The 23,718-nt window shown below is 61.2% G+C and carries 21 protein-coding genes; 11 read left to right on the top strand and 10 right to left on the bottom strand.

Going from position 1 to position 23,718, the window contains the following annotated elements:
* Positions 1 to 75: 75 nt before the first annotated feature.
* Entirely contained in the window at positions 76 to 2,463 is a 2,388-nt protein-coding gene (locus tag BRA42_RS13590) for a heavy metal translocating P-type ATPase (RefSeq protein WP_292410191.1), read from the bottom strand.
* A 1,044-nt stretch (positions 2,464 to 3,507) separates the two neighbouring features.
* Here BRA42_RS13590 and BRA42_RS13585 point away from each other — a divergent pair.
* Positions 3,508 to 4,194, top strand: coding sequence for an Hsp20/alpha crystallin family protein (locus BRA42_RS13585; RefSeq protein ID WP_292410193.1), 687 nt, complete (start codon positions 3,508 to 3,510; stop codon positions 4,192 to 4,194).
* Positions 4,195 to 4,199: 5 nt separating this feature from the next.
* Here BRA42_RS13585 and BRA42_RS13580 read toward each other — a convergent pair whose 3' ends face one another.
* Positions 4,200 to 4,943 carry a uracil-DNA glycosylase family protein gene (locus BRA42_RS13580; RefSeq protein ID WP_292410194.1) on the bottom strand — a complete coding sequence of 248 codons (744 nt, stop codon included), beginning with the start codon at positions 4,941 to 4,943 and terminating at the stop codon, positions 4,200 to 4,202.
* 168 nt (positions 4,944 to 5,111) lie between these two features.
* On the opposite strand from BRA42_RS13580, the gene BRA42_RS13575 reads away from it, so the two are divergent.
* From BRA42_RS13575 to BRA42_RS13565, 3 genes are all read left to right on the top strand, one after another.
* Positions 5,112 to 6,725 carry a DEAD/DEAH box helicase gene (locus tag BRA42_RS13575; RefSeq protein ID WP_292410196.1) on the top strand — a complete coding sequence of 538 codons (1,614 nt, stop codon included), beginning with the start codon at positions 5,112 to 5,114 and terminating at the stop codon, positions 6,723 to 6,725.
* A gap of 972 nt (positions 6,726 to 7,697) precedes the next feature.
* On the top strand, positions 7,698 to 8,381 hold the full coding sequence (locus BRA42_RS13570) for an FkbM family methyltransferase (protein WP_292410198.1): 684 nt from the start codon (positions 7,698 to 7,700) through the stop codon (positions 8,379 to 8,381).
* A 33-nt stretch (positions 8,382 to 8,414) separates the two neighbouring features.
* Complete coding sequence (locus BRA42_RS13565) at positions 8,415 to 8,852, top strand: FKBP-type peptidyl-prolyl cis-trans isomerase (protein ID WP_292410200.1); 438 nt, start codon at positions 8,415 to 8,417, stop codon at positions 8,850 to 8,852.
* Between the two features lie 31 nt (positions 8,853 to 8,883).
* Here the strand turns inward: BRA42_RS13565 and polX are convergent, their stop codons facing one another.
* Together polX and BRA42_RS13555 are read right to left on the bottom strand one after the other, a co-directional pair.
* On the bottom strand, positions 8,884 to 10,617 hold the full coding sequence (gene polX, locus BRA42_RS13560; RefSeq protein ID WP_342685981.1) for a DNA polymerase/3'-5' exonuclease PolX: 1,734 nt from the start codon (positions 10,615 to 10,617) through the stop codon (positions 8,884 to 8,886).
* A gap of 2 nt (positions 10,618 to 10,619) precedes the next feature.
* Positions 10,620 to 12,359 carry an ATP-dependent DNA ligase gene (locus BRA42_RS13555; RefSeq protein ID WP_292410204.1) on the bottom strand — a complete coding sequence of 580 codons (1,740 nt, stop codon included), beginning with the start codon at positions 12,357 to 12,359 and terminating at the stop codon, positions 10,620 to 10,622.
* Between the two features lie 94 nt (positions 12,360 to 12,453).
* On the opposite strand from BRA42_RS13555, the gene BRA42_RS13550 reads away from it, so the two are divergent.
* Genes BRA42_RS13550 through BRA42_RS13540 form a run of 3 tightly spaced genes read left to right on the top strand, consistent with a single transcriptional unit; the run spans position 12,454 to position 15,875 of the window.
* The gene (locus BRA42_RS13550) at positions 12,454 to 13,764 is read left to right on the top strand and encodes an acetyl ornithine aminotransferase family protein (protein WP_292410206.1); all 1,311 of its coding nucleotides are present in this window, start codon (positions 12,454 to 12,456) and stop codon (positions 13,762 to 13,764) included.
* Positions 13,764 to 15,386, top strand: a complete 1,623-nt coding sequence (locus BRA42_RS13545) for an aldehyde dehydrogenase family protein (RefSeq protein ID WP_292410208.1) — start codon at positions 13,764 to 13,766, stop codon at positions 15,384 to 15,386. Before BRA42_RS13550 ends, BRA42_RS13545 begins: the two co-directional genes overlap by 1 nt.
* Before the next feature lie 39 nt (positions 15,387 to 15,425).
* Positions 15,426 to 15,875, top strand: a complete 450-nt coding sequence (locus tag BRA42_RS13540; RefSeq protein ID WP_292410211.1) for a hypothetical protein — start codon at positions 15,426 to 15,428, stop codon at positions 15,873 to 15,875.
* A 15-nt stretch (positions 15,876 to 15,890) separates the two neighbouring features.
* Here BRA42_RS13540 and BRA42_RS13535 read toward each other — a convergent pair whose 3' ends face one another.
* Together BRA42_RS13535 and BRA42_RS13530 are read right to left on the bottom strand one after the other, a co-directional pair.
* Positions 15,891 to 16,157: a hypothetical protein gene (locus tag BRA42_RS13535; protein ID WP_292410213.1), complete on the bottom strand. Its 267-nt coding sequence runs from the start codon at positions 16,155 to 16,157 to the stop codon at positions 15,891 to 15,893.
* A 92-nt stretch (positions 16,158 to 16,249) separates the two neighbouring features.
* A complete protein-coding gene (locus BRA42_RS13530; protein WP_292410215.1) occupies positions 16,250 to 16,534 on the bottom strand; it encodes a hypothetical protein in 285 nt (94 codons plus the stop codon).
* 201 nt (positions 16,535 to 16,735) lie between these two features.
* Here BRA42_RS13530 and BRA42_RS13525 point away from each other — a divergent pair, with 201 nt between their 5' ends.
* Complete coding sequence (locus tag BRA42_RS13525; protein WP_292410217.1) at positions 16,736 to 17,479, top strand: SIMPL domain-containing protein; 744 nt, start codon at positions 16,736 to 16,738, stop codon at positions 17,477 to 17,479.
* A gap of 191 nt (positions 17,480 to 17,670) precedes the next feature.
* Here the strand turns inward: BRA42_RS13525 and BRA42_RS13520 are convergent, their stop codons facing one another.
* Positions 17,671 to 18,531, bottom strand: coding sequence for a mechanosensitive ion channel family protein (locus BRA42_RS13520; RefSeq protein ID WP_292410219.1), 861 nt, complete (start codon positions 18,529 to 18,531; stop codon positions 17,671 to 17,673).
* Positions 18,528 to 19,166 carry a DUF432 domain-containing protein gene (locus tag BRA42_RS13515; protein WP_292410221.1) on the bottom strand — a complete coding sequence of 213 codons (639 nt, stop codon included), beginning with the start codon at positions 19,164 to 19,166 and terminating at the stop codon, positions 18,528 to 18,530. The genes BRA42_RS13520 and BRA42_RS13515 overlap by 4 nt, the downstream gene beginning before the upstream one ends.
* A gap of 565 nt (positions 19,167 to 19,731) precedes the next feature.
* Here BRA42_RS13515 and BRA42_RS13510 point away from each other — a divergent pair.
* The 3 genes from BRA42_RS13510 (at position 19,732) to hisE (ending at position 21,985) form a co-directional block, all read left to right on the top strand.
* Positions 19,732 to 21,168, top strand: coding sequence for a sensor histidine kinase (locus BRA42_RS13510; RefSeq protein WP_292410223.1), 1,437 nt, complete (start codon positions 19,732 to 19,734; stop codon positions 21,166 to 21,168).
* Between the two features lie 90 nt (positions 21,169 to 21,258).
* Positions 21,259 to 21,699 (top strand): NusA-like transcription termination signal-binding factor, encoded by a 441-nt coding sequence (locus tag BRA42_RS13505; protein ID WP_292410225.1) that lies wholly within the window; start codon positions 21,259 to 21,261, stop codon positions 21,697 to 21,699.
* On the top strand, positions 21,692 to 21,985 hold the full coding sequence (hisE, locus tag BRA42_RS13500) for a phosphoribosyl-ATP diphosphatase (RefSeq protein WP_292410226.1): 294 nt from the start codon (positions 21,692 to 21,694) through the stop codon (positions 21,983 to 21,985). Before BRA42_RS13505 ends, hisE begins: the two co-directional genes overlap by 8 nt.
* A 46-nt stretch (positions 21,986 to 22,031) precedes the next feature.
* Here the strand turns inward: hisE and BRA42_RS13495 are convergent, their stop codons facing one another.
* Positions 22,032 to 22,478, bottom strand: a complete 447-nt coding sequence (locus tag BRA42_RS13495; protein ID WP_292410227.1) for a bifunctional nuclease family protein — start codon at positions 22,476 to 22,478, stop codon at positions 22,032 to 22,034.
* 52 nt (positions 22,479 to 22,530) lie between these two features.
* Positions 22,531 to 23,565, bottom strand: a complete 1,035-nt coding sequence (locus BRA42_RS13490) for a lysylphosphatidylglycerol synthase transmembrane domain-containing protein (RefSeq protein ID WP_292410228.1) — start codon at positions 23,563 to 23,565, stop codon at positions 22,531 to 22,533.
* Positions 23,566 to 23,718 lie beyond the last annotated feature (153 nt).

The raw sequence follows: 23,718 nt of genomic DNA, 5'->3' as shown, positions 1-23,718 counted from the left end.
ATTCGCCGGAGCGGCCCTAGCCCGTCCAGCAAGAAAAAAAAAATCAAAACTGACCTGTTTGCAGCGCGTCAGTCTCTATGTAGTTGATCGGCTTACCCCCTGCATCAAACGCATGCCATTCAAGGTAACGAGAAGCGACGACCCCATGTCGGCAAGCACCGCCAGCCAGAGATCGACGAACCCGAGAAACGTCAGGGCAACGAATACCAGTTTGACCATGATGGCAAAACCGATGTTCTGCTTGATAACGGTCACCGTCCTGCGGCTCAGGTCGATCACATAGGCCAGCTTCCCCAGATCGTTGGACATCAGGGCGATATCGGCCGTTTCCAGCGCCGTATCCGAGCCGGCCACACCCATCGCAACACCGACGTTGGCGGCTGCCAGCGCCGGGGCGTCGTTGACGCCGTCCCCCACCATCACGACGGTGCCGAACTCTTTCGTCAGTTTCTGCACGGCAGCCACTTTGTCCTGCGGCAGCAGGTCGCTGTAGTAGGCATCAAGGCCGAGGTCTTTTGCTATGGCGCCGGCCACCCGGCGATTGTCGCCGGTCAGCATGGCGATGTGCTTCATGCCGACCCGGCGAAGGGCCCGGACGGCATCCCTGCCGCTGCCGCGCAGCGTGTCGGCCACTGCAATCATGCCGAAGATTGCACCCCCGGAGCCGACCAGCATGACCGTCTTGCCCTGCTCTTCCAGCCCGGTCACCCTGTTCATATATTGCGCCGGGTTCAAACCCAGGTCCTCGAAGAGACGCAGATTCCCGATATAGACCGTCTGCCCGTCGACGTCAGCCCGGGCGCCGCGACCGACCAGAGCCTTGAAATTCACTGCCGGCTGCAGGGGTAAACTCCCGGCCTTTTCGACGATGGCCACGGCCAGGGGGTGTTCCGACCATTTTTCGACGGCCGCCGCCATGGCCAGGAAGTCCTGCTCGGTATGTTCACCCAGCGGCAGGACATCCGTAACAACCGGGCGGCCGTGGGTCAGGGTGCCGGTTTTATCAAGAGCAATGGCCTGAATGGCGCCCATCTGCTCGAGGTAAGCGCCGCCTTTGATGAGGACGCCGTTACGGGATGCGTTGCCGATCGCCGACACGATGGACACCGGCGTCGAGATGACCAGGGCGCACGGGCAGGAGATGACCAGCAGCACGAGCCCGGTGTAGAACCAGTACGCAAAGTCCTGACCGAACAGCAGCCAGGGGAGGACCATGGTTCCGGCAGCGGCAAGCAGGACCGCCGGGGTATAGTACCTGGCGAAGAGATCGACAAACTGCTGCGAAGGCGCTCTCTGGGCCTGGGCCTCCTCCACAAGGTGCATAATCTTCGCCAGCGTCGAATCTGCGGCGACCCGGGTGACCTCAACCTCCAGAGCGCCGTGTTCATTGACGGTCCCGGCATACACCGCATCGCCGGCTGCCTTCTCCACCGGGAGCGACTCCCCGGTGATCATCGCCTGGTTGACGGCCGACATACCGCTCCTCACCGTGCCGTCCATCGCAATTCGCTCTCCGGGTTTGACGATGATCAGGTCGCCGACGGCAACCTCCTCCACCGGCAGCCTCTGCTCCACCCCGTTGCGCCGCACCAGAGCGTCGGGCGGGGCCAGATCCATCAGCGTCCGGATAGACTGCCGGGTCTTATCCATCGTATAGGTCTGGAGGGTGTTGCCGAGAGAGAAGAGAAAGGCAACGGTTGCCCCTTCGCTCCACTCCCCAATGGCCGCCGCCCCGATGATGGCGACGGTCATGAGAAGGTTCATGTCGAAGGTGAGGGAACGCAGGCCGTACAGTCCCCGTTTTGCCGTGCTGTAACCGCCGACAATCGTAGCCGCGGCGTACAGCGGGATCACGATGGGGTCGCTGAAACCCAGCAGGTCCAGGGCACCGGCCACCGCCAGTATGATGCCGGAGGCGACGGTTGCCTGGGTGCGCCGGTGGGCCCACCACGAGATCCCGGTTTCCGGGCGGTGCCGACCCGCTTCTTCGCGTTCGGCTTTATACCCGGCCTGCCCCACCGTCTTCAGGATCTCGGCAAAGGGAGCGGTGTGCTCCACCGTCATTTTGCTGGCGGCAAAATTGACCTGCACCGAGCGTACTCCCTCCAGCGCGCCGACCCGTCTCTCCAGGTTGGCTGCGCAGTCGGCGCAGTCGAGGCCGGAGAGCCGGAACACCGAACGCCGGACCTCCGGATGGCCGGCGTCTGCGGAAAGGAGCGTGGCCCGGTAGCCGAAACCGCCGACCGCCTTCTCGATCTGCTCCGGCCGGATCCGCACCCGGTCGTAGGTCACTTTCATCTTTGCCGTAGCAAAGTTGACGTCTGCATCGATGACGCCGTTGAGTCTTCCAATGCCCTTTTCGAGCGTAGCGGCGCAATCGGCGCAATCAAGACCGTCCACGGCGAATGTGTCGGTCAGAGCATCGGCAGCGGCTGCCGCCCCGGGACCCGCGTGTCGGTGCATGTCACCCTCATGGCAGCAGTCACAAACGGGCTCGGCGGACGCAGGTTGTGCGGGCTCTTCGTCCGGGCAGCAGTCGCAACCCGCCCCGGCGGTCGCCGTGGAGTCTTCCGGCAGAGAACAATCGGAAGCTGCTGCCGGATCAGATTCGGGGGGTTGCTCCGACGAATCCGGGCGGCAGCCGCACCGGCAGGCGGTTTTCTCCGCTTCATCATCCGGTGATGAATGATTATGGGCCATTGTTTTACTCCGGCCCGTATCCGATGTGTTTGATATCCTGCGACAGCAACGAGCCGACGTGTTCGCTGGTTAAAGAATACCCGGGCGATCTTTCCCCGCGGCGGCGGTCGACCGGGAGTACACCGGGCAACGGCCGTAGTCGATGAAATGCTGCCGGCGGTCTCGTTGACACAATGACACCGGTATCGCAGGCGTGTGCCTCCGGGGGAGATATGACTCGCAATGTCTTCGCCCCGGCTGTATTCGGCGGTTTGAATATCCCGCCCAATTTCCGGGCTTCCGGTGCAGGGCTCATCTCTTCGTTTGCAGAGTTGCCGTCCCGACGTCCGCAACGGCGTGAGCGCAGGTCCTTTCGGTCTTCTCCGATAGACATAAACAGTCCCTTCTCATCGATACACCACAAATATGAATATATATTCACATATCGAGTATATGAATTCATCCCCGGGCACAGGTTCGACCGACGAGAACTCGGTAAGATCTGCCGGATCAGGCGGCACATGCAGGTGTATCTGGCAGGAAGAGAAACGCGAAGACTGCCTATATGAACATCTTCTGTCCACTCGCCGGTTCCCTCATCTTCACGGCGCCCGCCCAGGAAGTTCCGGGTCGTACTTCAGGGGATACAGGGCTGCAGAAGCCATGGGCATGAATTTTCCTTCACGTTCCCCATAGGCATCACCCATACTCCGGATCAGTCTTTTGAAGGGAGACGCGTTCAATCCGGCCGCCCCACACCCCGCACAGGAACATATATACGAAGTGTCTGCAATCAGAAGACCGCCAGCAGGCAGGAGAAGAACTATCATGGCGTGGAGAAGATCGGCACGCGAACCATGGAGCGAGTTTGAAGATATGCTCTCGGGTATGCAGAGGCAGTTCACCGAGATGATGGAGAACCTTTCACGAACCGCGCAGCAGCCACCTCTCCCCGGCGGGGCCGGGACGATGGTCGACGTCCTCGAACACGACACCGACGTCGTGGTCGTTGCCGACCTCCCCGGCGTTGAGAGAGGAGACATAACCGTCCGGCTCCTTGACCCGCGGACGCTCCGGATCGCCGCCCGGCGGGAGGAGGCAAGCGAAAAGGAGCAGACAGGATACCATATGCGGGAGCGGAGGATCGGTTCTCTCTCCCGGACGGTCTCTCTCCCAACCGATGTCAAGGACGAAGGGGCGGGCGCCACGTTTAAAAACGGGACTCTCGAGGTGCGGCTGAAGAAAGCCGCCGAGGCCCGCGGCGAGGAGATTCCAGTGGGCGGACCGGCCGGCCAATCCGTCGCACAGGAGCACCGGCAACAGATTGAGGAAGAGTACCGGGAGGACAGGGAGAAGATGAGGCCGTCCGGGTACCGGAGTCGCAGCGACCTGATGGAAGAAGCGCAGAAGATCAAGATCGAGGAGAAAGGAGACCCCGACGAGCAGAAGAAGGCCGCAGAACTCCGTCGACAGAAGGAGAGGATGTACGAAGAGGGGAAAAAGACGTTCCGGTGAGGCGGTCAGGCCGCAAGGTCCCGGACGGCTGAAAATCCCGCCTCGATAAGATCCATCCGGCCCCGGTTGCGCCAGCCGGGATAGGGCAGACAGAGAAGGTGATTCTCCTCGAAGAGGACCTCCCGGAGGTCTCCGGAGATCTCTGTAATCGTCCTGACACCGGCGAGGGCATTCGCATAGGGCTCGATCTCGCGAAGCCCGGCGAATGCCGTACTTCCGAGGGCGACGACGTATCCGGGGGCGAGACCGGCGATCTCCCGTCCGAGAATTTCCCGCGCGCTCAACCGGACGAGGCCTCCGGGAACGGCCGCCCTCCGGTTCTTCCGGAAGACGCACTTGACGGTATCGACAAGGAAGAAGCCGTTCCCGGTGAAGAGATCAAGGTTTTCCCGGCGCGATTCGCCGTTAAGCCCGAGCAGCAGAAACAAATTTTCCGCAAACCCGAGGGAGAGCGGAGCGCGTCCCCCGCGATGTCGCACGTCGTAGCGGCCGTTCCAGAAGTAGGGGTAGTCGGGATTCAGACAGTCGGAAGGTGCGGCAACCTCGCGCCGCCCGGCAGACCAGGGTGGGGATTCGGCGACGAAGAGCACCCGTATGCGGTCGGGCGGCCTGCAGTATGCGCTGCAAACGTCGTGAGGCAGGAGTTCCGGCAGGATGACGTCGCAGAGATCCGGGCGACCGACGGAGTAGCGGCGGTAGACCTCCCGAACCCTCGCGGCGCTCACCGGCGGAGGGTTTTTGACATCCATTCCAGGAGGTTTGCTTCGCAGAAGTGATATATCTTTCAGGAAGGCACCACACGCGATACGATACACGGACACACGCCCTGTATTCTTCATCCTCACGCTACTGAGATCTGCTGCGCGCCCCCGTCACCCCCACAAGATAAAGATACATAAACACCAAGATATGAAAGAATGGAAAATAACGTTACCTTTCAGGATTTCAATATCTCGCAAAAGACACTCCAGGCGATAGAAGACCTGGGCTTTGAGGAGCCCACGCCGATCCAGGTACGCACAATACCAATGATACTCAAAGGCCGCGACGTGACCGGCCAGGCCCAGACCGGGACAGGAAAGACGGCAGCGTTCGGCATCCCGGCAATTGAGCGCGTCGACCCCGACAGCCGGGCGACACAGGTTCTTGTCCTCTCTCCCACCCGAGAACTCGCCATTCAGACCGCCGAAGAGTTCTCCCGCCTGGCAAAATACCACAAGGGCATCAGCACCACCCCGATCTACGGTGGCCAGCCGATAGACCGGCAGTTCAAGGCATTGCAACGCGGCGTCCAGATCGTTGTCGGGACCCCCGGCCGGGTGCTCGACCACCTCGACCGCGGGACGCTCTCGTTTGCCCGGGTAGGCCTGGTCGTCCTCGACGAAGCCGACCAGATGCTGGATATGGGATTTCGTGAAGATATCGAGAAGATCCTGGACGAAACACCAAAAGACCGCCAGACGGTTCTCTTCTCGGCCACCCTCCCGAAACCCATCCTCGATATCTCGAAGAAGTTCCAGAAGAACCCCGAGTTCATCTCTGTCGCACGGCGCGAGGTGACCGTCCCGCAGATCGAGCAACTCTACATTGAGGTGCGGAATAGAGACAAACTCGAAGTCCTCACCCGTCTGCTCGATATGTACGACCCGGAATTGACCCTCGTCTTCTCAAACACCAAAAAGGGCGTCGACGAACTGACCACGCACCTCCAGGCCCGCGGCTACTTCGCCGAAGGACTCCACGGGGACATGAAACAGACCCTCCGGGACCGGGTGATGGCAAAGTTCCGTGCGGGGACGATCGACATTCTCGTCGCCACGGACGTCGCCGCGCGGGGCATCGATGTAGAGGACGTCGACCTGGTCATCAACTACGACGTCCCGCAGGACATCGAATATTACATCCACCGGATCGGCCGGACAGCGCGTGCCGGCCGCACCGGACGGGCCGTCACGTTCGTGGGCCCGAAAGAGTATTTCAAACTCCGGACGATCCAGGACTACACCCGGATCAAGATCGCCCGCATCCCGCTCCCAACACAGGGAGATGTTGAGGAGAGCCGGACACGGAAACTCATCGACCGGGTACAGCACATCATAGAGGAGGGCGACCTTGAACACTACATGAACCTCGTCGACCAGATATCCGAAGACTACACCTCACTTGAGGTTGCCGCGGCCCTCCTGAAGATGGAGCTTGCCGGGAGCAGTCCGGGCGACAGGAACCAGGTCCTGCCGCAGGAGATCGGACCGGCTCAGGGGTTGGCTCTCCTCAAGATCCCGGTCGGAAAAGAGCACCAGATCCGGCCCAAAGATATTGTCGGAGCACTCGCAGGCGAGACCGGGATTCCCGGGACCGCAATCGGAGCAATCAATATCTACGAGACATACTCCACGGTCGATCTCCCCCTCGACCTCGCCGACCAGGTCATTGAGGGAATGAAAGGGAAAACCATCGCAAGGGTCCGACTGACCCAGCCGATCGAGATCATCGGAGCGCCGGGGAGCAACGTATCTTGGGACAGGCGGTAAGTAAGAGCATGCGGGCTGGCTCCATTCCGGAGCACCTCTTTTATCGGGCAACGTGAAGAGAAAGGCCGCTGAACCACACTCCGGCTTATTCGGAACGCTTTTACACGAAATCTGGAATTCATTTGGTAAAGGTTGACGGGGGTGCTTCACGGCAGCCCGGAAGTATGGGGGGTTTCCCGGCATACCGGCACCGCCCCCTCCCATAGGAGAAAGGATTATATCCTAGAATACGTATTTTGTCATCGAAGGGGGTGGTGGCGTCAACGGATACGAGATGCAATCACTGAATCTCCCGAAAGTCTCATCACCAAGTGCATCCTCCCGGTAAGACCTGCCCAATAAACTCATATCACCCACAAGAGATACGAATACCATGGTGTGCTGTAAGCCTCTGACCGGGTTCAGACAACCTGTGCTGCCGACCCTGCATCCAGAGGGCGTTGACGGGTGACCAGACGACGCGTCACGCCCTCCTGGAAACCCGATCTGAAGTTAGGAGACGCGAGACCGTGAAGTCCATGTGACTGCTCCTTCGAGGTCGTCCCCGGGGACACCCTCCCTCTGAATTGCAGTCCCGTAGACCGATTGCTGCGTTCGGGTCGCGGTCCACGACGAGCCTGCAATGCGGGCAGGCATGGACCGCGCCCGGAGAGCTTTTTTGCGACGATCATCTCACACAGATAGTTTCGAAAAACGGTTACAGGTGTCGTGGGCCTTCTGCCTGCCTTCGTCCTGAAGCATCAATGCGTGAGAGATAATAATTTATACTGACTTAAGCGGTTATCAAAAGCAAACGTCGTTTGACAGCGATCAAATTTGATTTATACCTGTTTCATGGTAAAATGGGCACGCGAAAAGGATAATAGGAGAGCATGGATTCGGACCTTCCGTGCGGGGCCGGGCAGGGGAGCACCATGGCAATCCCGGGGAGGAACGCCCATATAGGCAAGGGACCAAACGCTACCTGATGCAATGGCCCGAAAGGATGTTACATCGGTCGTCGCTTACGACGACATAACCTTCAGGAGGATGCCGGATTCGGCCGATGCCGTCTACGTCGTCGGCGAATACCGCATCGACGACATCCGGCCGGACGAGAGAGTCCTCGATATTGGGGCGAACGTCGGTGCGTTCTGCATTCGGGCCGCCCGGAGATCCCGGCGGGTCCTGGCCGTCGAACCAATCCTCACGGAGGCACTCCGGGAGAATGTCAGAGCAAACGGCGTCGACGTCACGGTGTTCGACGGGGCGCTCGGCGATGGAAGCGTAAGGCGGATCGCCTGGGGAAACCGGACCCTCGCCGTGAAAACCCGGACCCTCGAGGAGTTCATCGATACGGCCAGGGGCTGCGACTTCCTGAAGTGCGACTGCGAGGGTGCGGAATGGTCCATCCGGCCCGGGGCCCTCGACGGGGTGCGCCGGATCGAGATGGAACTTCACATGCCCCCGATCGGGGGGCCGGTGAACAGGGCGCTCCTCGACTACATCGGGGAGCACTACGACTTTACGATCGACCGGACCCCGGGCTACGATGTGCGGGGCGTGATGGGGATCCTGCACGCCGCCCGCAAGAACGGCAAACGACATCTTCGCCCTCAAATGCCGGGAGTTCCCGTCTCCGCCGATAACCAGGATTCGGTCGACACGCATAAATAGGAGTCAGGATCACCACCCCGCCGGTGAAGCAGTATGGCACAGGTAAAGGAAGGCGACACCGTCAAGGTGCACTACACCGGGAAACTGGAAGACGGCACGGTCTTTGACAGTTCCAACGAACGAGAGCCTCTGGAGTTCACCATCGGCAACGGACAGATTATCTCCGGGTTCGAGCAGGCTGTGATCGGCATGACGCCGGGAGAGACAAAGACCGCCACGATCCCCCCGGAAGAGGCATACGGTCCGCACCGTGAAGACATGACGCTTACCGTAGACCGGGAGCAGTTCCCCGAAGATATCAACCCCGAGCCGGGCCAGCAACTCCAGATCCAGCAGCCGGACGGCAAGGCGGCAATCGTCGTCGTCAGCGACGTCTCGACTTCGACCGTGACGCTGGACGCAAACCATCCGCTGGCCGGAAAACCCCTGACGTTCGACATCCGCCTCATGGATGTCGTCAACGCGGCATGAGAGCGGGTAACCGGTGACCACCGGCCCACTCTTATGTCCGCAGAACTCTTCTCAACCCCGCAAGCGGGTGGGTATTGACGATATCGTCCGCCGAGAGCCAGCCTCGCCGGGCGGTCGCGACCCCGAACTCCATGTAGCGGAGGTTCTCCCGGCTGTGGGCGTCCGAACCGAGCGAGAACCGGACTCCCGCCTCGCGGGCCGCGAAGCAGTTGACGTCGGAGAGGTCCAGACGGGACGGAAAGGCGTTGATCTCCATCAAGACACCGAGTTTTGTTGCGGCATCATAGACCGCAGATAGATCGATCCGGTAGGGCTCGCGTTCAAGGAGGATCCGCCCCGTCGGGTGGCCGATGATGTCGACGTGGTCGTTATGCATCGCCGTGATAACCCGCCCGGTCATCTCCCGCTCGGTCTGCTTGAACCCGGAATGAACGCTCGCCACCACAACGTCAAGGTCGGCGAGGACGCTGTCCGGGAGGTCCGGCTTCCCATCCATGCCGATGTTGCACTCGGTGCCGGAGAGGACGGTGAAATCATCGCCGGCCACCCGGTTAATCCGCTCGATCTCGCGCACCTGGTCGGCCAGGCGCCCGGGGGAGAGGCCGCGGGCGATATGGAGGGCCTCTGAATGGTCGCAGATGGCGATGTACCTGTAGCCGAGTGCTCGCGCCGCCTCCGCCATCTCCTCGATGGAGTGAGCGCCCTCGCTCCAGCGGGTATGGACGTGGAGATCGCCCCGGATCGCGTCGTAGCCGACGAGGTCGGGCAGGGTCCCGGTCCGTGCGGCCTCGATCTCGCCGCGGTCCTCCCGGAGTTCCGGCTCGATCCAGGCAAGACCGAGAGCCCGGTAGACCCCGCCCTCGTCCTCGCCCGCGACCGTCCTGCCGCTTGCAAGGTCTACGAGCCCATACTCGTTCAGCCGCCAGTTTCGCGCAACAGCAAGTTTCCGGAGAGCAATATTGTGCTCCTTTGAACCCGTGAAATACTGGAGCGCGGCCCCGAAATGCCCGTCCTCCACAACCCGGAGGTCGACCTGGATCCCGGTCGCGAGCACCACCGACGTCTTCGTCGTTCCCCGGGCGAGAACCCGCTCAATACCCGGAAGGGTGGAAAATACCTCCATCACCTCCTCCGGGCGCGAAGAGGTCGCGAGGACGTCGACGTCCCCGACCGTCTCCTTCCTGCGCCGTATCGAACCGGCAAGGCTCACCTGCCGGACCGACGTGAGCGACGAAAGACGCCGTTCGATATCGCGGGCGACGGGCAGGATATACCCGAGAAGGCGGCGCTCTTTTGCGGTCCGGCTCATCCGGACGCTCTCGAGGATGTTCTGCTCGGTCTTCTCCCCGAACCCGGGGAGGTCGCGGATCCGGCCGGCCGCTGCCGCCGCCTCCAGGTCGTCGACGGTCCGGACCCCGAGTTCCCGGGCGAGATAGACCGCCTTCTTCGGCCCGATCCCGGGAAGCCGGACCAGGTGCTGCACGCCCTCCGGGAGTTCCTCGCGGAGAGACGCGAGGTAAGCGAGGCGGCCAGTCTCGACGATCTCGCGGATCTTTTCGGCGATGCTCTTGCCGACGCCGGGGATATCATCGAGGTCGCCCTCCCGCGCGACGTCGGCGATATCCTCCGGAAGAGTCTCGATCGCCCGGGCTGCCCGCCGGTATGCCTGCGGCTTGAACCGGACGCCTTTGATCTCCAGGAGGTCCGCGACCTCGTCGAGGACCGCCGCGACCTCTATATTGGTCACCTGCGAAAGATTCTCCACCGTCACGCCTCCCGCTGCCGGCGGAACATGGCCGCGACCTCGGTGGTCGTCGTCGCCTGTTCCGGGCTCTTCTCGTCCCGCCACCGCACGAACCGCGGGAACCGGAGGGCGAGCCCCCGCCGCCGCTCCGGGTCCCAGTTGCAGGTATGGACCGGGCTCTCGGTGATCTCAAGCCCGAGCACCTCCACGACCCGGGCCGGCACGAACCAGAAGTCGGGTGCCGCCTGCGGGTTCACCATCACCCGCGCCGGCTGCCGGTCCGTCCTCGCACCGGCGAGCCGTCGGGGGAGGCCCGCGAGTTCTTCGTCAGAGAAACCCGTGCCCATGCCGCAGACCGTCTGAAAGAGGTCTTCCTCGTGGTTATAGGCGGCACAGAGGACCGAACCGTAGGTCCCGGCCCGCTTCCCCCGACCGGCGCTGGCGCCGACGATGACAAGGTCGAGCGTATCGGCAAGGCCGGGAGCGTAGTCCCCCTTCCACTTGATCCACTGCCACTCCCGCGCTCCCGCCCGGTAAAACGAGTCCTTTGCGCACGACTTGCAGACGATCCCTTCGAGCCCGCGTTCAATGCAGGCGCTGTAGAACTCCGTGATCCCGTCGGTATCCCCTGTTACAATGCGGTCGGCGACGGAGATCCGGTCGTCCCCTGAGAGGACCGCCTCGAGTATCGCCCGCCGGTCGGGGTAACTCCGGGAGAGGCAGGACTCGCCGTTAACGTAGAGGAGATCGAAGACCCGGTAGGTCGCGGGGATCTCGCCGGCAACCTCCCGGACCCGGTACTTCCGTCGCCGCCGCATCAGCGTCTGGAACGGCTGATAGGTCCCGGCCTCATGGTTGAACGCAACCGCCTCGCCGTCGAGGATCGCCGTCTTCGCCGTAACGGAGCCCCGGACGCGGCGGACGATATCGGGGTACTGGTCGGTGACGTCGGTCAACCGCCGCGAAAAGAGGGTGACGTCGTCGCCGTCCTTGTGCGCCTGAATCCGTTCGCCGTCGTACTTCTCCTCGACGGCGATGACGGGAGAGCCGATCCGCTCGAGGATCTCCGAGATCCTGGCGACCCGCTGGGGAAGCATCGGCCGGACGGGCCGGTGCAGGGCGATGGTGATTGCCTGCACCCCGGGCGGCCCTTTCACCCGGAGCGTCCGGGCCACAAAACCGATATCGGATGATACGTTGTAGGCATGCTCGAGGAGCGGGCGCCCCGTCTTCGATCCCAGGTATGCCTCCGCAAGGGCATCGAGGAGCGTCATATCCCCGACGCCGAGCCGCATCTCCCCGGTGGCGAGCCGGACCAGGTAACGCCGCTCAGGCGGCGTGGCGGCGGTGAGCAGCCGTGCGAGGATGTTTTTCTTCTCTTCCGCCGAACCCTGGCCGGACGCATGGGCGATCCCGACAAGACCGCGGTGGACGTCGGCGACCGAGAGCGATCCTGTGGCCGGGGCCTCGATCAACCGGGATGCGGCGTCGCCGTAATCGCCGAGTTCCCGCGTCGCCGCCTCGACGAAAGCCGGATCGGTTCCGGCCGCAAGAGCGATCGCCGCCGCCGTGGTCCGGTCCCCGAGGCCCAGATTCAGATCGCTGGCGCCCGGACCGATCTCTCCCAGCACAAAGTAGCAGACGATGCCGATCTCGTCCGGCTCCGCCCCGGCGAGCAGTCGCGCGAGAAGTGCGGTCATCTCGTTTCGGGACGATGTCGCCTCAAGCCGCTCAAAGCAGGAGGTGAGGGTTGCAAATTTCACGGCTGACCGGTTTCTTCACTGCCGGGAGCTACATCAACGTTGCGGTCTCCGGCCCGGCGGGGACTTTATTACCGACCGGGGACAGGGTAGGTGCATGGAGCCCCTGATACGTGTCGAACCTCCGGGTGAGAAAGCCCTCGAGGTGCTCCGCCGGGACGCGGCGGTCATCTCCCGGTCGATCGTGAGGAAGTACCCCCTCGTGCTGCAGAAGGCGAGCGGCGTGAATCTCTGGGATGTCGATGGAAACCGCTACCTTGATTTTACGGCCGGGATCGCCGTAATGAACGCGGGGTGGAACCACCCCCGGGTCGTCTCCGCCGTCCAGGAGCAGGCGAAGTACCTCTCGCACGGGGCGTTTCTGGACTTCTGCTCCGAAATCCCGGTGCGGTGCGCCGAGGAATTGGTGAGACTCCTCCCGGACGGGCTTAACCGGGTTTACTACGCCAACTCCGGGGCGGAGAGCATTGAAGCGGCGATGAAACTTGCCCGGCACCACACGGGCAGGAACTTCTTCATATCGTTCTACCGCGGGTTTCACGGCCGGACCTACGGGGCCCTCAGCCTCACCGCCTCGCAGGTTATTCAGCGCCGCGCCTTCGGGCCGTTTCTGCCGGTTGTCCACGTGCCTTATCCCGATCCCTATCACCCGCTCGGCGGGGACCCCGCGACCTGCGACGCCGACGTCATAACCTACCTTGAGGATACCGTCTTTCGCTCCGAGGTCGCGCCCGACGAGGTTGCCGCGATCTTCGTCGAACCCGTACTGGGGGAAGGTGGATACGTCGTCCCGCCGCCGGGTTTCCTTCCCCGGCTGCGGCGGCTCTGCGACGAGCACGGGATCCTCCTTGCGGCGGATGAGGTGCAGTCGGGGTGCTTCCGGACCGGGCGGTTCCTCGCCTCCATGCACGCCGGCGTCACCCCCGATATCGTCTGTCTCGGGAAAGCGATCGGCGGAGGGTTGCCGCTCGGCGTCACCGTTGCCTCCGAGGAGGTCATGGACTGGCCGCCCGGCTCGCACGCGAGCACCTTCGGCGGGAACAACCTTGCCTGCGCGGCGGCGCTCGCCGTGATGGCTCTCCTCCGTGAAGAGGGGTTCGGAGACCGGGTGCTGGAAAGAGGAGAGTATCTGATGGAGCGCCTGCGCGAACTTGCGGAGCGGCATCCGATCGTCGGGGACGTTCGCGGCCTCGGGCTCATGGCAGGGATGGAACTCGTCCGGGACCCGACCACAAAGGAGCCGGCAGGAGAGGAGCGGGAGACCGTCCTCCGGCACGCGTTCGAACACGGTCTCGTCCTGCTCCCGGCAGGGGAGTCGACGATCCGGTTCAGCCCGCCCCTGACCATAGACGAGGAGGAGATCGATATCGGCATGGATATCCTCGACAGGGTCATGGAGGGGTTTTAATGCCGGAGTCGGAGAAGGTCACCTACGTCTCGCTTGAATCGGACGAGAGGCTCCACGGCGAGTACGAAGCGGCGCTCCATGAGATCGAGCGGGAGTTCGGAAAGCGCCACCCGATGTACATCGGCGGCCGGGAGGTCACGGCCGATCGGGAGTTCGAGGTGTGGTCTCCCATCGACGCGACCGTCCTGCTCGGGGCGTTCTCCTCCGGAGGAGAGGAGCATGCCCGGCAGGGAATCGCCGCAGCGAACGGGACCTTCCCGGAGTGGAGCCGGAGGGACTGGCGGAAACGGGTCGCGGTCATCAGGCGGACGGCCGATGCAATTGAGGACCGGCTCTTTTCGCTTGCAGCCCTCCTGACTTTTGAAGCAGGGAAGACCCGGTCCGAGGCACTGGCGGAGGTCGGCGAGACGGCCGATATGCTCCGGTATTACTGCGGGGTCTACGAGCAGAACAACGGCTACGTGCTCTCCCTGCACTCCCCGGCCCCGGGGGAGGAGTCCCGGAGCGTCATGCGGCCGTACGGCGTCTGGGCGGTCATCTCCCCGTTCAACTTCCCGATAGCGCTTGCCGCTGGCATGATCTCCGGGGCGCTCCTCACCGGGAACACAGTCGTCTTCAAACCGACAAGCAAGACGCCTCTTTCCGGGGCGACCCTCTTCCGACTTTTTGCGGAGAGCGGGGTCCCTCCCGGCGTCCTCAACCTGGTGACCGGGCCCGGGGGCCCCTTCGGCAGAGTCGTGGCCGCCCATCCGGACGTCGCCGGGATCGCATTCACGGGGTCGCGGGCCGTGGGGATGCGGCTGGAGCGGCAGACGGTCGCGGTGCAGCCCTACCACAGACCGCTGGTCATGGAACTGGGGAGCAAAAACCCGGTGATCGTCACGGCGAACGCCGATATCACAAAGGCGGTTGAGGGTGTGGCCCGGGCGGCCTTCGGGTTTGCGGGACAGAAGTGCAGCGCCGCATCCCGGGTCTACGTCCAGGCATCGGTTGCGGAGCGGTTCCTGCAGGCGCTCCGCAACCGGGCGGAGCGGATGGAAATCGGGGACCCCCGACGGCGGGAGGTCGCGTACGGCCCCCTGATCGACGACGATGCGCGGCTGACCTTCCAGAAGGCGGTCGACGAGGCGATCCGGGACGGCGGCAGGATTGTTGCCGGCGGGAAGGTCCTCGAGGACGAACGCACCGGTCGGGGCGCCTACGTCCGGCCCACGGTCATCGCCGGCCTCGCGCACGATCACCGGATCTTCCGGGAAGAACTCTTCGTCCCGATCCTCGCCGTCGGCACCTTCGAGACCCTCGATGAGGCGCTCGCGCTCGCAAACGCGACGGAATACGGCCTGACGGCGGGAATATTTACAGAAGACCCAGAAGAGGTGGAGAATTTCTTCGACAGGATACGGTTCGGGGTCGTCTACGCCAACCGGCGCGGAGGGGCGACGACCGGAGCCTGGCCCGGGGCCCAGCCTTTCGGGGGCTGGAAGGCGAGCGGAACGACCGGCAGGGGTGTCGGGGGACCCTACTACCTCCTCTCGTTTCTCCGCGAGCAGGCAGAGACCCGGGTGACGGAGCCGGGCGGAGATGAACAGGACCTCGCCCGCCGCACGCCGGCATCACAATAAGGGGAGAGGTCCCACCACCCACACAAGGAAGAGATCGGCATGGGCAAGCGCAGGAAGATATCGGTCGTCGGCGTCCTCGTCTCATGGGCCATCGGACTTGTCGTCTTCCTGATCCTGCTCGGCCTCCTGAACGCCCTCGCCGGCTCCTCCGTCCAGACCCCGGTCTTCCTCCGCATCGTCGCGTTCCTCAACGCGAATCTCGGGCTGCTGATCCTGATCTCGGTAACCTTCCTCATCGGCGACCTCTTCGGCGCCCTCGCGTTTCCTCTGAACCTGCCCGGCCCGGTCTTTGGCGCCGTCGGTGCCGTCCTTCTGGTCGTCTTTCTCTTCCGGCTCATCCGGATCGTCGGCGAGATCGCGGGCATTGGAATCTTCGCGCTGCTTACCGGGACGCCCGCGCTCCTGATCTCCCTCTTCGTCTTCGTCGTCGTGCTCGTCGGGGGATACATCGCGCTCTTTGCGGACCCACCCGGCGAGGATCACAGCTGAAGCATGAGCCGACGATTATTCGGACCCTTCCGCCTCCTCAAACGTACTCACCCCATATTCCTGTAACCGGCCGGTCTCCGGGTTCATACGAACTATCACGAAGAGTTCATACTCGGGGTTCTCCCAGAGGGCGAGGGCAGGGTTGTCCTCCCGGGCCCGGAACCCAAGGTCTTCGAGGCCCTTGCAGACGTCGCCGTAGGTGGTGCTTGCGGCGATCATCTCCCGGACCCGGCCCTTTCTGGTCTCCTGCTCCTTCCGGTAAGCCGCTATCGATCCGCGCATGCGATTGACCATACCGCATACGTCCTCATAAATTTGACCCGGCGGGAGACAGGTGAGAAGAGGCGGAGATCGGGTTGTCCGGAAAAAAGACCTTATCGGGCAGTATATCCAGGGAAATCTTCCCTGTGGTCTTCAAGGTCGTCGTAGGCGGCCACCCTGTACCCCGCATACCCGCCCCCGAGGTTCATCCTGAGCAGGACAAAGATCCTGAGGGCAGGCTGTACCCAGATCGCGACATCGGCATCGTCCTGCTCGGGAACGAAGTTAAGCGACCGGAGTGTCTCTTTGACACTGGCGTAGTCGGGCGTCGACTGGATCATCTCCTCGATCTCCGCCATCACGGCCCGCTGCTGTGCCGCTGCGATATCATCAAGCATGGCTCTCCCGATCGATCGTCTCATATAAAACATGATCCGGGAGCGGATATCGAGAAGAATCTCGCCGCCCCGGGGCGTTGCAGCCCCCCGGACCGGCGTCTTAAATGCCGGATTTTCACATTCCACAGAGTAAAACTACGAAAATTCCCGTAGTTAAAGCAAGATATTTATTTTCACCAAATCAAGTGATGACTGATATCTATGCGAGGAAAGACAGCACTTCTGGGGATTGTTCTGGCGATCCTTCTCTCTGCCGCGGTGATCGGCAACGTCACCGCACAGGTGTCGGAGGAGTCCACAGACAAACTGATCCATGTTTCAGGGACGGGCAAAGTGACGACCACACCCGACCAGGCCGTCATCCGGTTCGCGGTCGAGACCGAGCACGCCGACGTTACGGTGGCGCAGCAGCAGAACGCCCAAAGAATGGACGCCGTGATCAATGCTCTAAAGAACGCAGGAATTCCGGAGAAAGATATCCGGACCGCCGGTTACAACATCATCCCGGTGACCGAAAACAACGACCGGCCCCTGACTACCGACGCAAAGGTCCGGTTCTACCGCGTCGTCAACACCCTTGAGGTCACGCTCACCGACGTGAATCGCGCCGGAGAGATCATCGACCTTGCAGTCGCGAACGGCGCAAACCGGGTCGACCGGTTCACGTTCACCTTAAGCGACGCAAAACAGCTGGAGTTCCGCTCGCAGGCCCTGACCGCCGCGGTAGCGCAGGCGCGGGGCGACGCGGACGCGGTTGCCGCGGCCCTCGGGAAGACCATCGTCGACGTCAAAGAGGTCAACGTCGGAAACAACTACATACCGCTGGCTTACGACAGCAGTTATATGAACATGGAAAAGACGGCGGGTGCGGCGGTCCGGACCCCGCTCGAGGTCGGTGAGATCGACGTGACCGCAACCGTCTCCATCTCCTACGTCATCGGGTAACGCTTTCGCAAAACCCACTTTTTTTTGTCTGCAGGTCCGGGGGCGGTCTTATGCACCGTCCCGGTGAAGATATCGGCGCCCTCATCGGGGCGGCGTATCTCCGGCATCCCCAAACGGCGGGACTGCAGGCACGGCACCCGGAGTCCCTCCTGCGGAGGAGGGGGCGGAAAGGCGCACCGGACCTAAAAGGGTTACTCCATCCGCTCTCGCTTTTCAGGAGCCCTGTTCGTCACCCTGAGTTCGTCCGCAAACCGGAGGGTCTGTTGCGGGTAGGGCATCTCGATACCGTTCTCTTCGAGCGCCTGTTTGATCTTCCAGAGGAGGTCCGTCCTGACGCCCCACCAGTTCTGAGCCGGCGCCCAGATGTAAGCGGTCAGGTTGACGCTGCTATCGCCGAAGTTGTCGACGAAGACCGAGGGCGCCGGATTCTTCAGTGCGAACGGATGGGTCGCGATGACCTCCTTCATGATCCGCATCGCCGCCTCTGCATCGTCCTCATACCTGATGCCGATCTGATACTCAAACCTTCGGGCGGCGTTATGGACATAGTTGGTAATATTGGAGGTGAAGACCTTTTCGTTTGGAATCCGGACGTAAATCCCGTCATAGGTCTTGATGACGGTCGAGAGGATGCGGATATCCTCGACGTTACCGCTGACGTTCGCGACGTTGATGCTGTCGCCGATCCGGATCGGGTGCTCGAACATGAGGAAGAGGCCGGAGATCAGGTTGGAGACGACGCTCTGGCTGGCAAAACCGAGGACGAGACCGGCAACGCCCCCGGCCACCAGGAGGCCGGAGAGGTTGAAATTGAGCTGCGGGAGAGCGACGACGAGCGCCCAGACGATGATGAAGTAGTAGATCAGTTTCACGAGCAACTCGCGCTCGTTCTTGGGCAGCCGGTCCCCGAGGGCTCGCCGGACGTTTATCGCGACGATCTTCGCGATGGTGACGCCGACGATGAGGATGATCGCAAAATACAGGAGGTCCTCGACGGTGATCGAACCGACGCCGATAGGGATCTCCAGAACCTCGGTCAGGTCGAACGTCATGACAGCCCCCACTCCATCAGGTATCCCCGGGAGAGCACCGGGATCTTGCGGGCCGTGTAGAGCTCGATGGACTTCACCATATCCGATTTGAGGGGCACATCGACGAAGTCCGTCTCCGCAAGGAGCTTGGAGAGAATCTTCATGGTGGTAGTGACCGCCACGAACTCACCGTAGTAGAGCTTCATGTCGGTGCTGTCAAAGACCGCCCGGGAGACCTCCGCCCATTCGTGGGATGCATTCGAGATGGAGAGTTCCATCACCCCGTCACAAAAAGATTCGACCGGAGGGATCTCCGGGTAGACGGCACTCCAGTAGTACCGGGCGATGACCCCGGTCGTCGCCGGGCCGTAGAGCGTATACTTCTGACGTCCGGGAGCGAAGACGTCCAGCACCTCAATGCATTTTGCAGCATCGAGATACACGCCGATCTCGACGGGGAACTTCAGGTAGATCGTCTGGGTGGCACCGGGCCCGATGACCATCGGAGGGAATTCCATCATCAGGAAGTCCGTGATCTCCTCAGGGAGGTTGACCGGCTCCACCGGGTTGATGACGATCTCATCTGTCTCCGAGACCAAGATCCGCTCGAACGTCTGCCCTTCGCACCTCCGCCGGTAGGTCATAAGACCGTTCACCGGCCCGGCCTCCACCGAAACACTCCCGCATTCACGATGGAAAGCGCCTCTATACCTCCCAAACATCATCTATAATCTGCAAATACTCAAATATTAACTTACTTCAATGACGTAAGATGCCGATTTTTGCGTCCCGGAGCACAATCCGGAAAGACCCCCAGAAAAAGCCTGTTACTCCTGTTCCCGGAGAGAACCTGCTTATTGTAGTAACTCCGGCTGCCCAGACGGGATGAGATCTGAGAAAATATAAATATCAAATCGCCCGGGATGTATATTTTGAAGAGAATAAATAGACATCCTTTTAAGCGACGGTTCCAGAAACTTTCTCTGCGTATTAGTCCCGGTTCAGGGTGATACCCGTCGTTTCCGCCTTTTGCGGTAGTTGTCGTGAAGGTAGGGGCTATCACCACTGATCGGAAGCAGTAATTAATAAGAGGCGTCGAACTTGTCCAGAGAGAAGATCTTCCCGGCGGCCAAGAAGGTGCCACCGGGGCAACTTTGCAGGGGCGAAAACCGTCCACAGGTGATGCGCGTGAAGATGTACCAGGAGATTGCCAGAGGGCATATGAATTGCAGCCAGATACCTGTGGGTATCTTCGACCGTCTCCAGCAACCGACACTCGTTCTCGACTGCGAGGGGCGGGTGGTTATCTGGAACGACAGCATGGTACAGTATACCGGCGTTCCGGCAGAAAATATCGTTGGAATGGGCGGGTACGCGCATGGAGAAGCGCTGTTCGGCGAGAAACGTCCTACACTCGCGAACTACCTCCTGACTCGCGGCGATGCCGGAAGCGACTACCAGCAGCACAACGAAAGTGAGGAGACATTCACCGAGTCACGCATCACCCTGGCGTCCGGGAGAGAGGTTGTCTGCACGGCAGCTTCCCTCTACGACACCACCGGCAGACAGATCGGTGCCGTTGAGACCATCCGGAACACCCCGGAAGAGGAAACGATCCAAGAGTCTCGTGGAGGAGCGGAGGAGCAGATCCAGGTCCTGGCAAGCGCTCTGCCGGATATGATCTTCAAGCTCAACCGGGACGGCGTCTTCACCCAGTTTTACTGGTCCGAAGCCCGGAAAATGGGCGTAGACCCGGAAAAAGTCATCGGTGCGGCTCCCGGCGTCCTGCTCCCGCCGGAGGAGGCGGACTTCCTGACCGGAGCCGCTCGCCGGGTCATCGAGATGGGAGAGGTCGTCTCGAAGACCCGGTCGTTTATGTGGCACGGCGACCGACGGTCGTTCAAAGTCACCATTCACCCCCTGCACAACCAGGCCGGAAAAGTCGTGGCCGCCGCCGGGGTCAGCCGCGACATCACCAGCGTTCTCTGCCGTGAACGAACCATTCAGGAGACCGGCCAGCTCTCCAGCCTTTACCTCGACCTGCTCGGCACCGACATCTACAACACCAACATGGTCGCAGCAACGATCATCGAGATGCTTCGGGAGCGGCTCTCCGGCGAAGAGGCGGAACTCGCTCAAATGGTCAAAAATACGGTCGAGCAGGGGATCAACGTCATCAAAAACGTCGAACTCTTAAATACGCTCAAAACTCATCGCATCTGCCTGGAGCCGGTTGACCTGGACAGCAGTATCCGCAGCCAGATACGCCGGTACGCAGGCATCGATATCAGGTATGAGGGAGAAAAACTCATGGTCTGGGCGAACCCTCTCCTCGAGCACATCATATCAAATCTGATCAGCAACAGCATCAAGTTCGGCGGAATGAAGGTGCGGATTGAGATAACCGTCATGGAGGCCGGAGATACCGTAACGCTGACGGTTGCCGATACCGGCATCGGCATACCGGACCATCTGAAGCCCAACATATTCGATCGCTTCGCCAGGGGAAACAAAACCGCATCCGGGAGCAGAGGTCTTGGACTCCATATCGTCAAAACCCTCACAAACCAGTACGGCGGACGTGTCTGGGCGGCGGATCGGGTGCCCGGCAAACCGGAGGAAGGAGCGGCAATAAAGGTGATCCTGCAGAAGTGCTAGGCCGACATCCGGTTATGGCCAAGGGTACTTAGATATATATTCTCTCAAGGACTATATCCTACCGCATCATTCCCATCGGGGACTGCTTCAATGATACGAACCATATGCTTTAAAGAACGACGATACATCGAAGAGTTGAGAATTCTTACCAGAGCGACCGCGCTGGACTGCATCATCGATGAACGCTTCGACCGGGTAGTATACCTCATAAAAGAAGGCGATATGGGTCTCGCCATCGGCCGAAAGGGAAGCAATATCAGGAAAATGCAGCGGGTCCTCGGAAAACGCATCGAGATGGTTGAATATTCCCCGGAAATTGAAAATTTCACGAGGAATGTATTTAAGCCTGCCAGCGTCGTCGGTGTCAGGAGAGAAGACGACGGGAGACTCACGGTCTACGTCGATCCGGGCGATCTCGGCATCGCCATCGGGAAGAGCGGGTGCACCATCGAGAAAGCACGGCTCCTCCTCTCCCGGTACTTCGACACTGTCCTTGGTGAGGTGCTCGCGGAGGAAAACACCCATGCGTGACTGGAGCATCCTCGACGAGGTCTGGGAGGTCATCCAGGACCGGGCAGAACACCCCTCTGCCGAGAGTTACGTCAGTTCGGTCCTGACGCACCGGAAAGGAATCGACAAATCCCTGGAGAAGGTCGGTGAAGAAGCAGTCGAGTTCATCCTGGCCGCAAAGAACCAGGTGCCGGAGAGAACGGTCTCCGAAGCGGCCGACCTCCTCTTCCACTTCCTGGTGGCGCTTCAGGCATCCGGCACCGACATTTCGACTGTGCTCGACGAACTCTCCGCACGTCGAAAATAACCATAGTCATCCGGATTTCGGGGCGGGGCAATTCCCGGCGAACCGCTCAAAGGTATTCCTTCAGGTCCACCATCCGGGGAAGATCGTCCTTCTTCACGGCCGCGGACTCGACGACTGTATCTTCGATCATGATGGGAGCACGGTAACGCAGAGCGATGGCTATCCCGTCGCTCGGCCGGCAATCCATGATCTCGGTGCGCGACCCCTGCCGGAGGAGGAGTTTGGCATAGAAGACCCCCTCTTCCAGGGAATCGATGTGCAGGGCGTCGAGGGCTATCTCAAAATTCCGGAACAGCTCGACAATGAGGTCGTGGGTTATGGGCCGGGGAAGCATCTCACTATTTAACGCATTATTTATCGAAATCGCCTCCCAGAGCCCGACGTATATAGGTATCGTGCTGTCCTCCCCGGCATCCAGGACGACTGTCGGCGCCGCCCCCATATCGCTCACCGACATGAACACGCCCTGCACCCTGCAACTTTGAGCAGTCATGTTATCATCTGACATGAGCCTTATGACGTTTAAACCTTGGGGTCAATCCTTGCTATTTCTTCACGCGGGCAAGATACTCGCGCCGTACAATGACGAGACTCGACAGGAGACCGACGAGTATGTTGAGGTAGTAGAGGATCAGCCGCCAGAGAAGGACGAAGACCCCCACAATCGACGATGGGATGAAGAGGCTGTAGAGCGATGTGGCGCCGAGCTCCGCAATACCCGAGCCTCCGGGCGTGAGCGGGATCATCATGATGACGGCAAGGATAAGCTGGGCGACGAACGACTCGATGAGGAAAGGCGGCTGCCCAAGACCCACAAGGAGCAGCGAACCGATGGCAAACTCTGCGAACCAGAAGAGCGTTGTAAAGATAATCCCCCATACAAGGCCAACCTTTCCGCGGTTCACGAACCTGACGAGGCCGTCGTTAAAGTTGTCCACCTCCCGATCGATCGTCTCAAGGAGGCTCTCGAACCGCTTTAAGTGCCAGCGCCGGTCGATCCACCGCGACATCCTTTTGAGGAGACGCTTGAGGTAGTCCGGGTTCCTCACCGAGTAGACGAAGACCAGCACAAAGAGGATGACGGCTATCCAGGCGGCGTACATAAGGAGGCTCAGGCCGCTGAACCCTGAGGCAAGGCCGCTCCAGTACCGCCCGAGGAAGAGCATGGAAAAAGCCCCGAGGGCTCCAAGGACGATCCCATCAAGAATCCGCTCCATAACGACGACGGCGGTGGCGTCTCCGATCGGGACGCCGGCCCGGTAGAGTTCGTGAACCCGGACCGGTTCGCCTCCCGCCTGCGCCGGGGTGACCGACGCAACGAGTATGTTTGCCAGTACCAGGTTCATGCAGTGTTTAAAGCCCACGCGGTATCCGAGCGACGCTGTCATCAACTGGATACGGAGGGCCCAGAACCCGAACGAGACGAGGTGGAGGAGGACGGCAAGGACCAGGTAGAGCAGACTCACCCGGCTGAGATACTCGATCGTCATCTCGTCGACGGTGAAGTACAGGACACCCACCATGACAAGGGTGCTAAAACCGATCGAGATGAGCAGCCAGGTCCACTGGGACTTCTTCATGCTTTACGACGCTCCGTGTACTGGGGACGGATTCGGAGACCCGGTCCCCGAACGCCAATAGATATCCGCAGATATCATGCAAATTATCGGGCAATTTCAGGGGAAGGTGCCCGAAATGAGTTAATAGAGTATCGTGCAGCTACTATTTAACGA

It is taken from the genome of Methanoculleus sp. UBA374 (assembly GCA_002508705.1).
GTDB classification, from domain to species: domain Archaea; phylum Halobacteriota; class Methanomicrobia; order Methanomicrobiales; family Methanoculleaceae; genus Methanoculleus; species Methanoculleus palmolei.
Note: the sequence above shows the minus strand (reverse complement) of the source record. Positions and strands in the feature narration are given on the sequence as shown.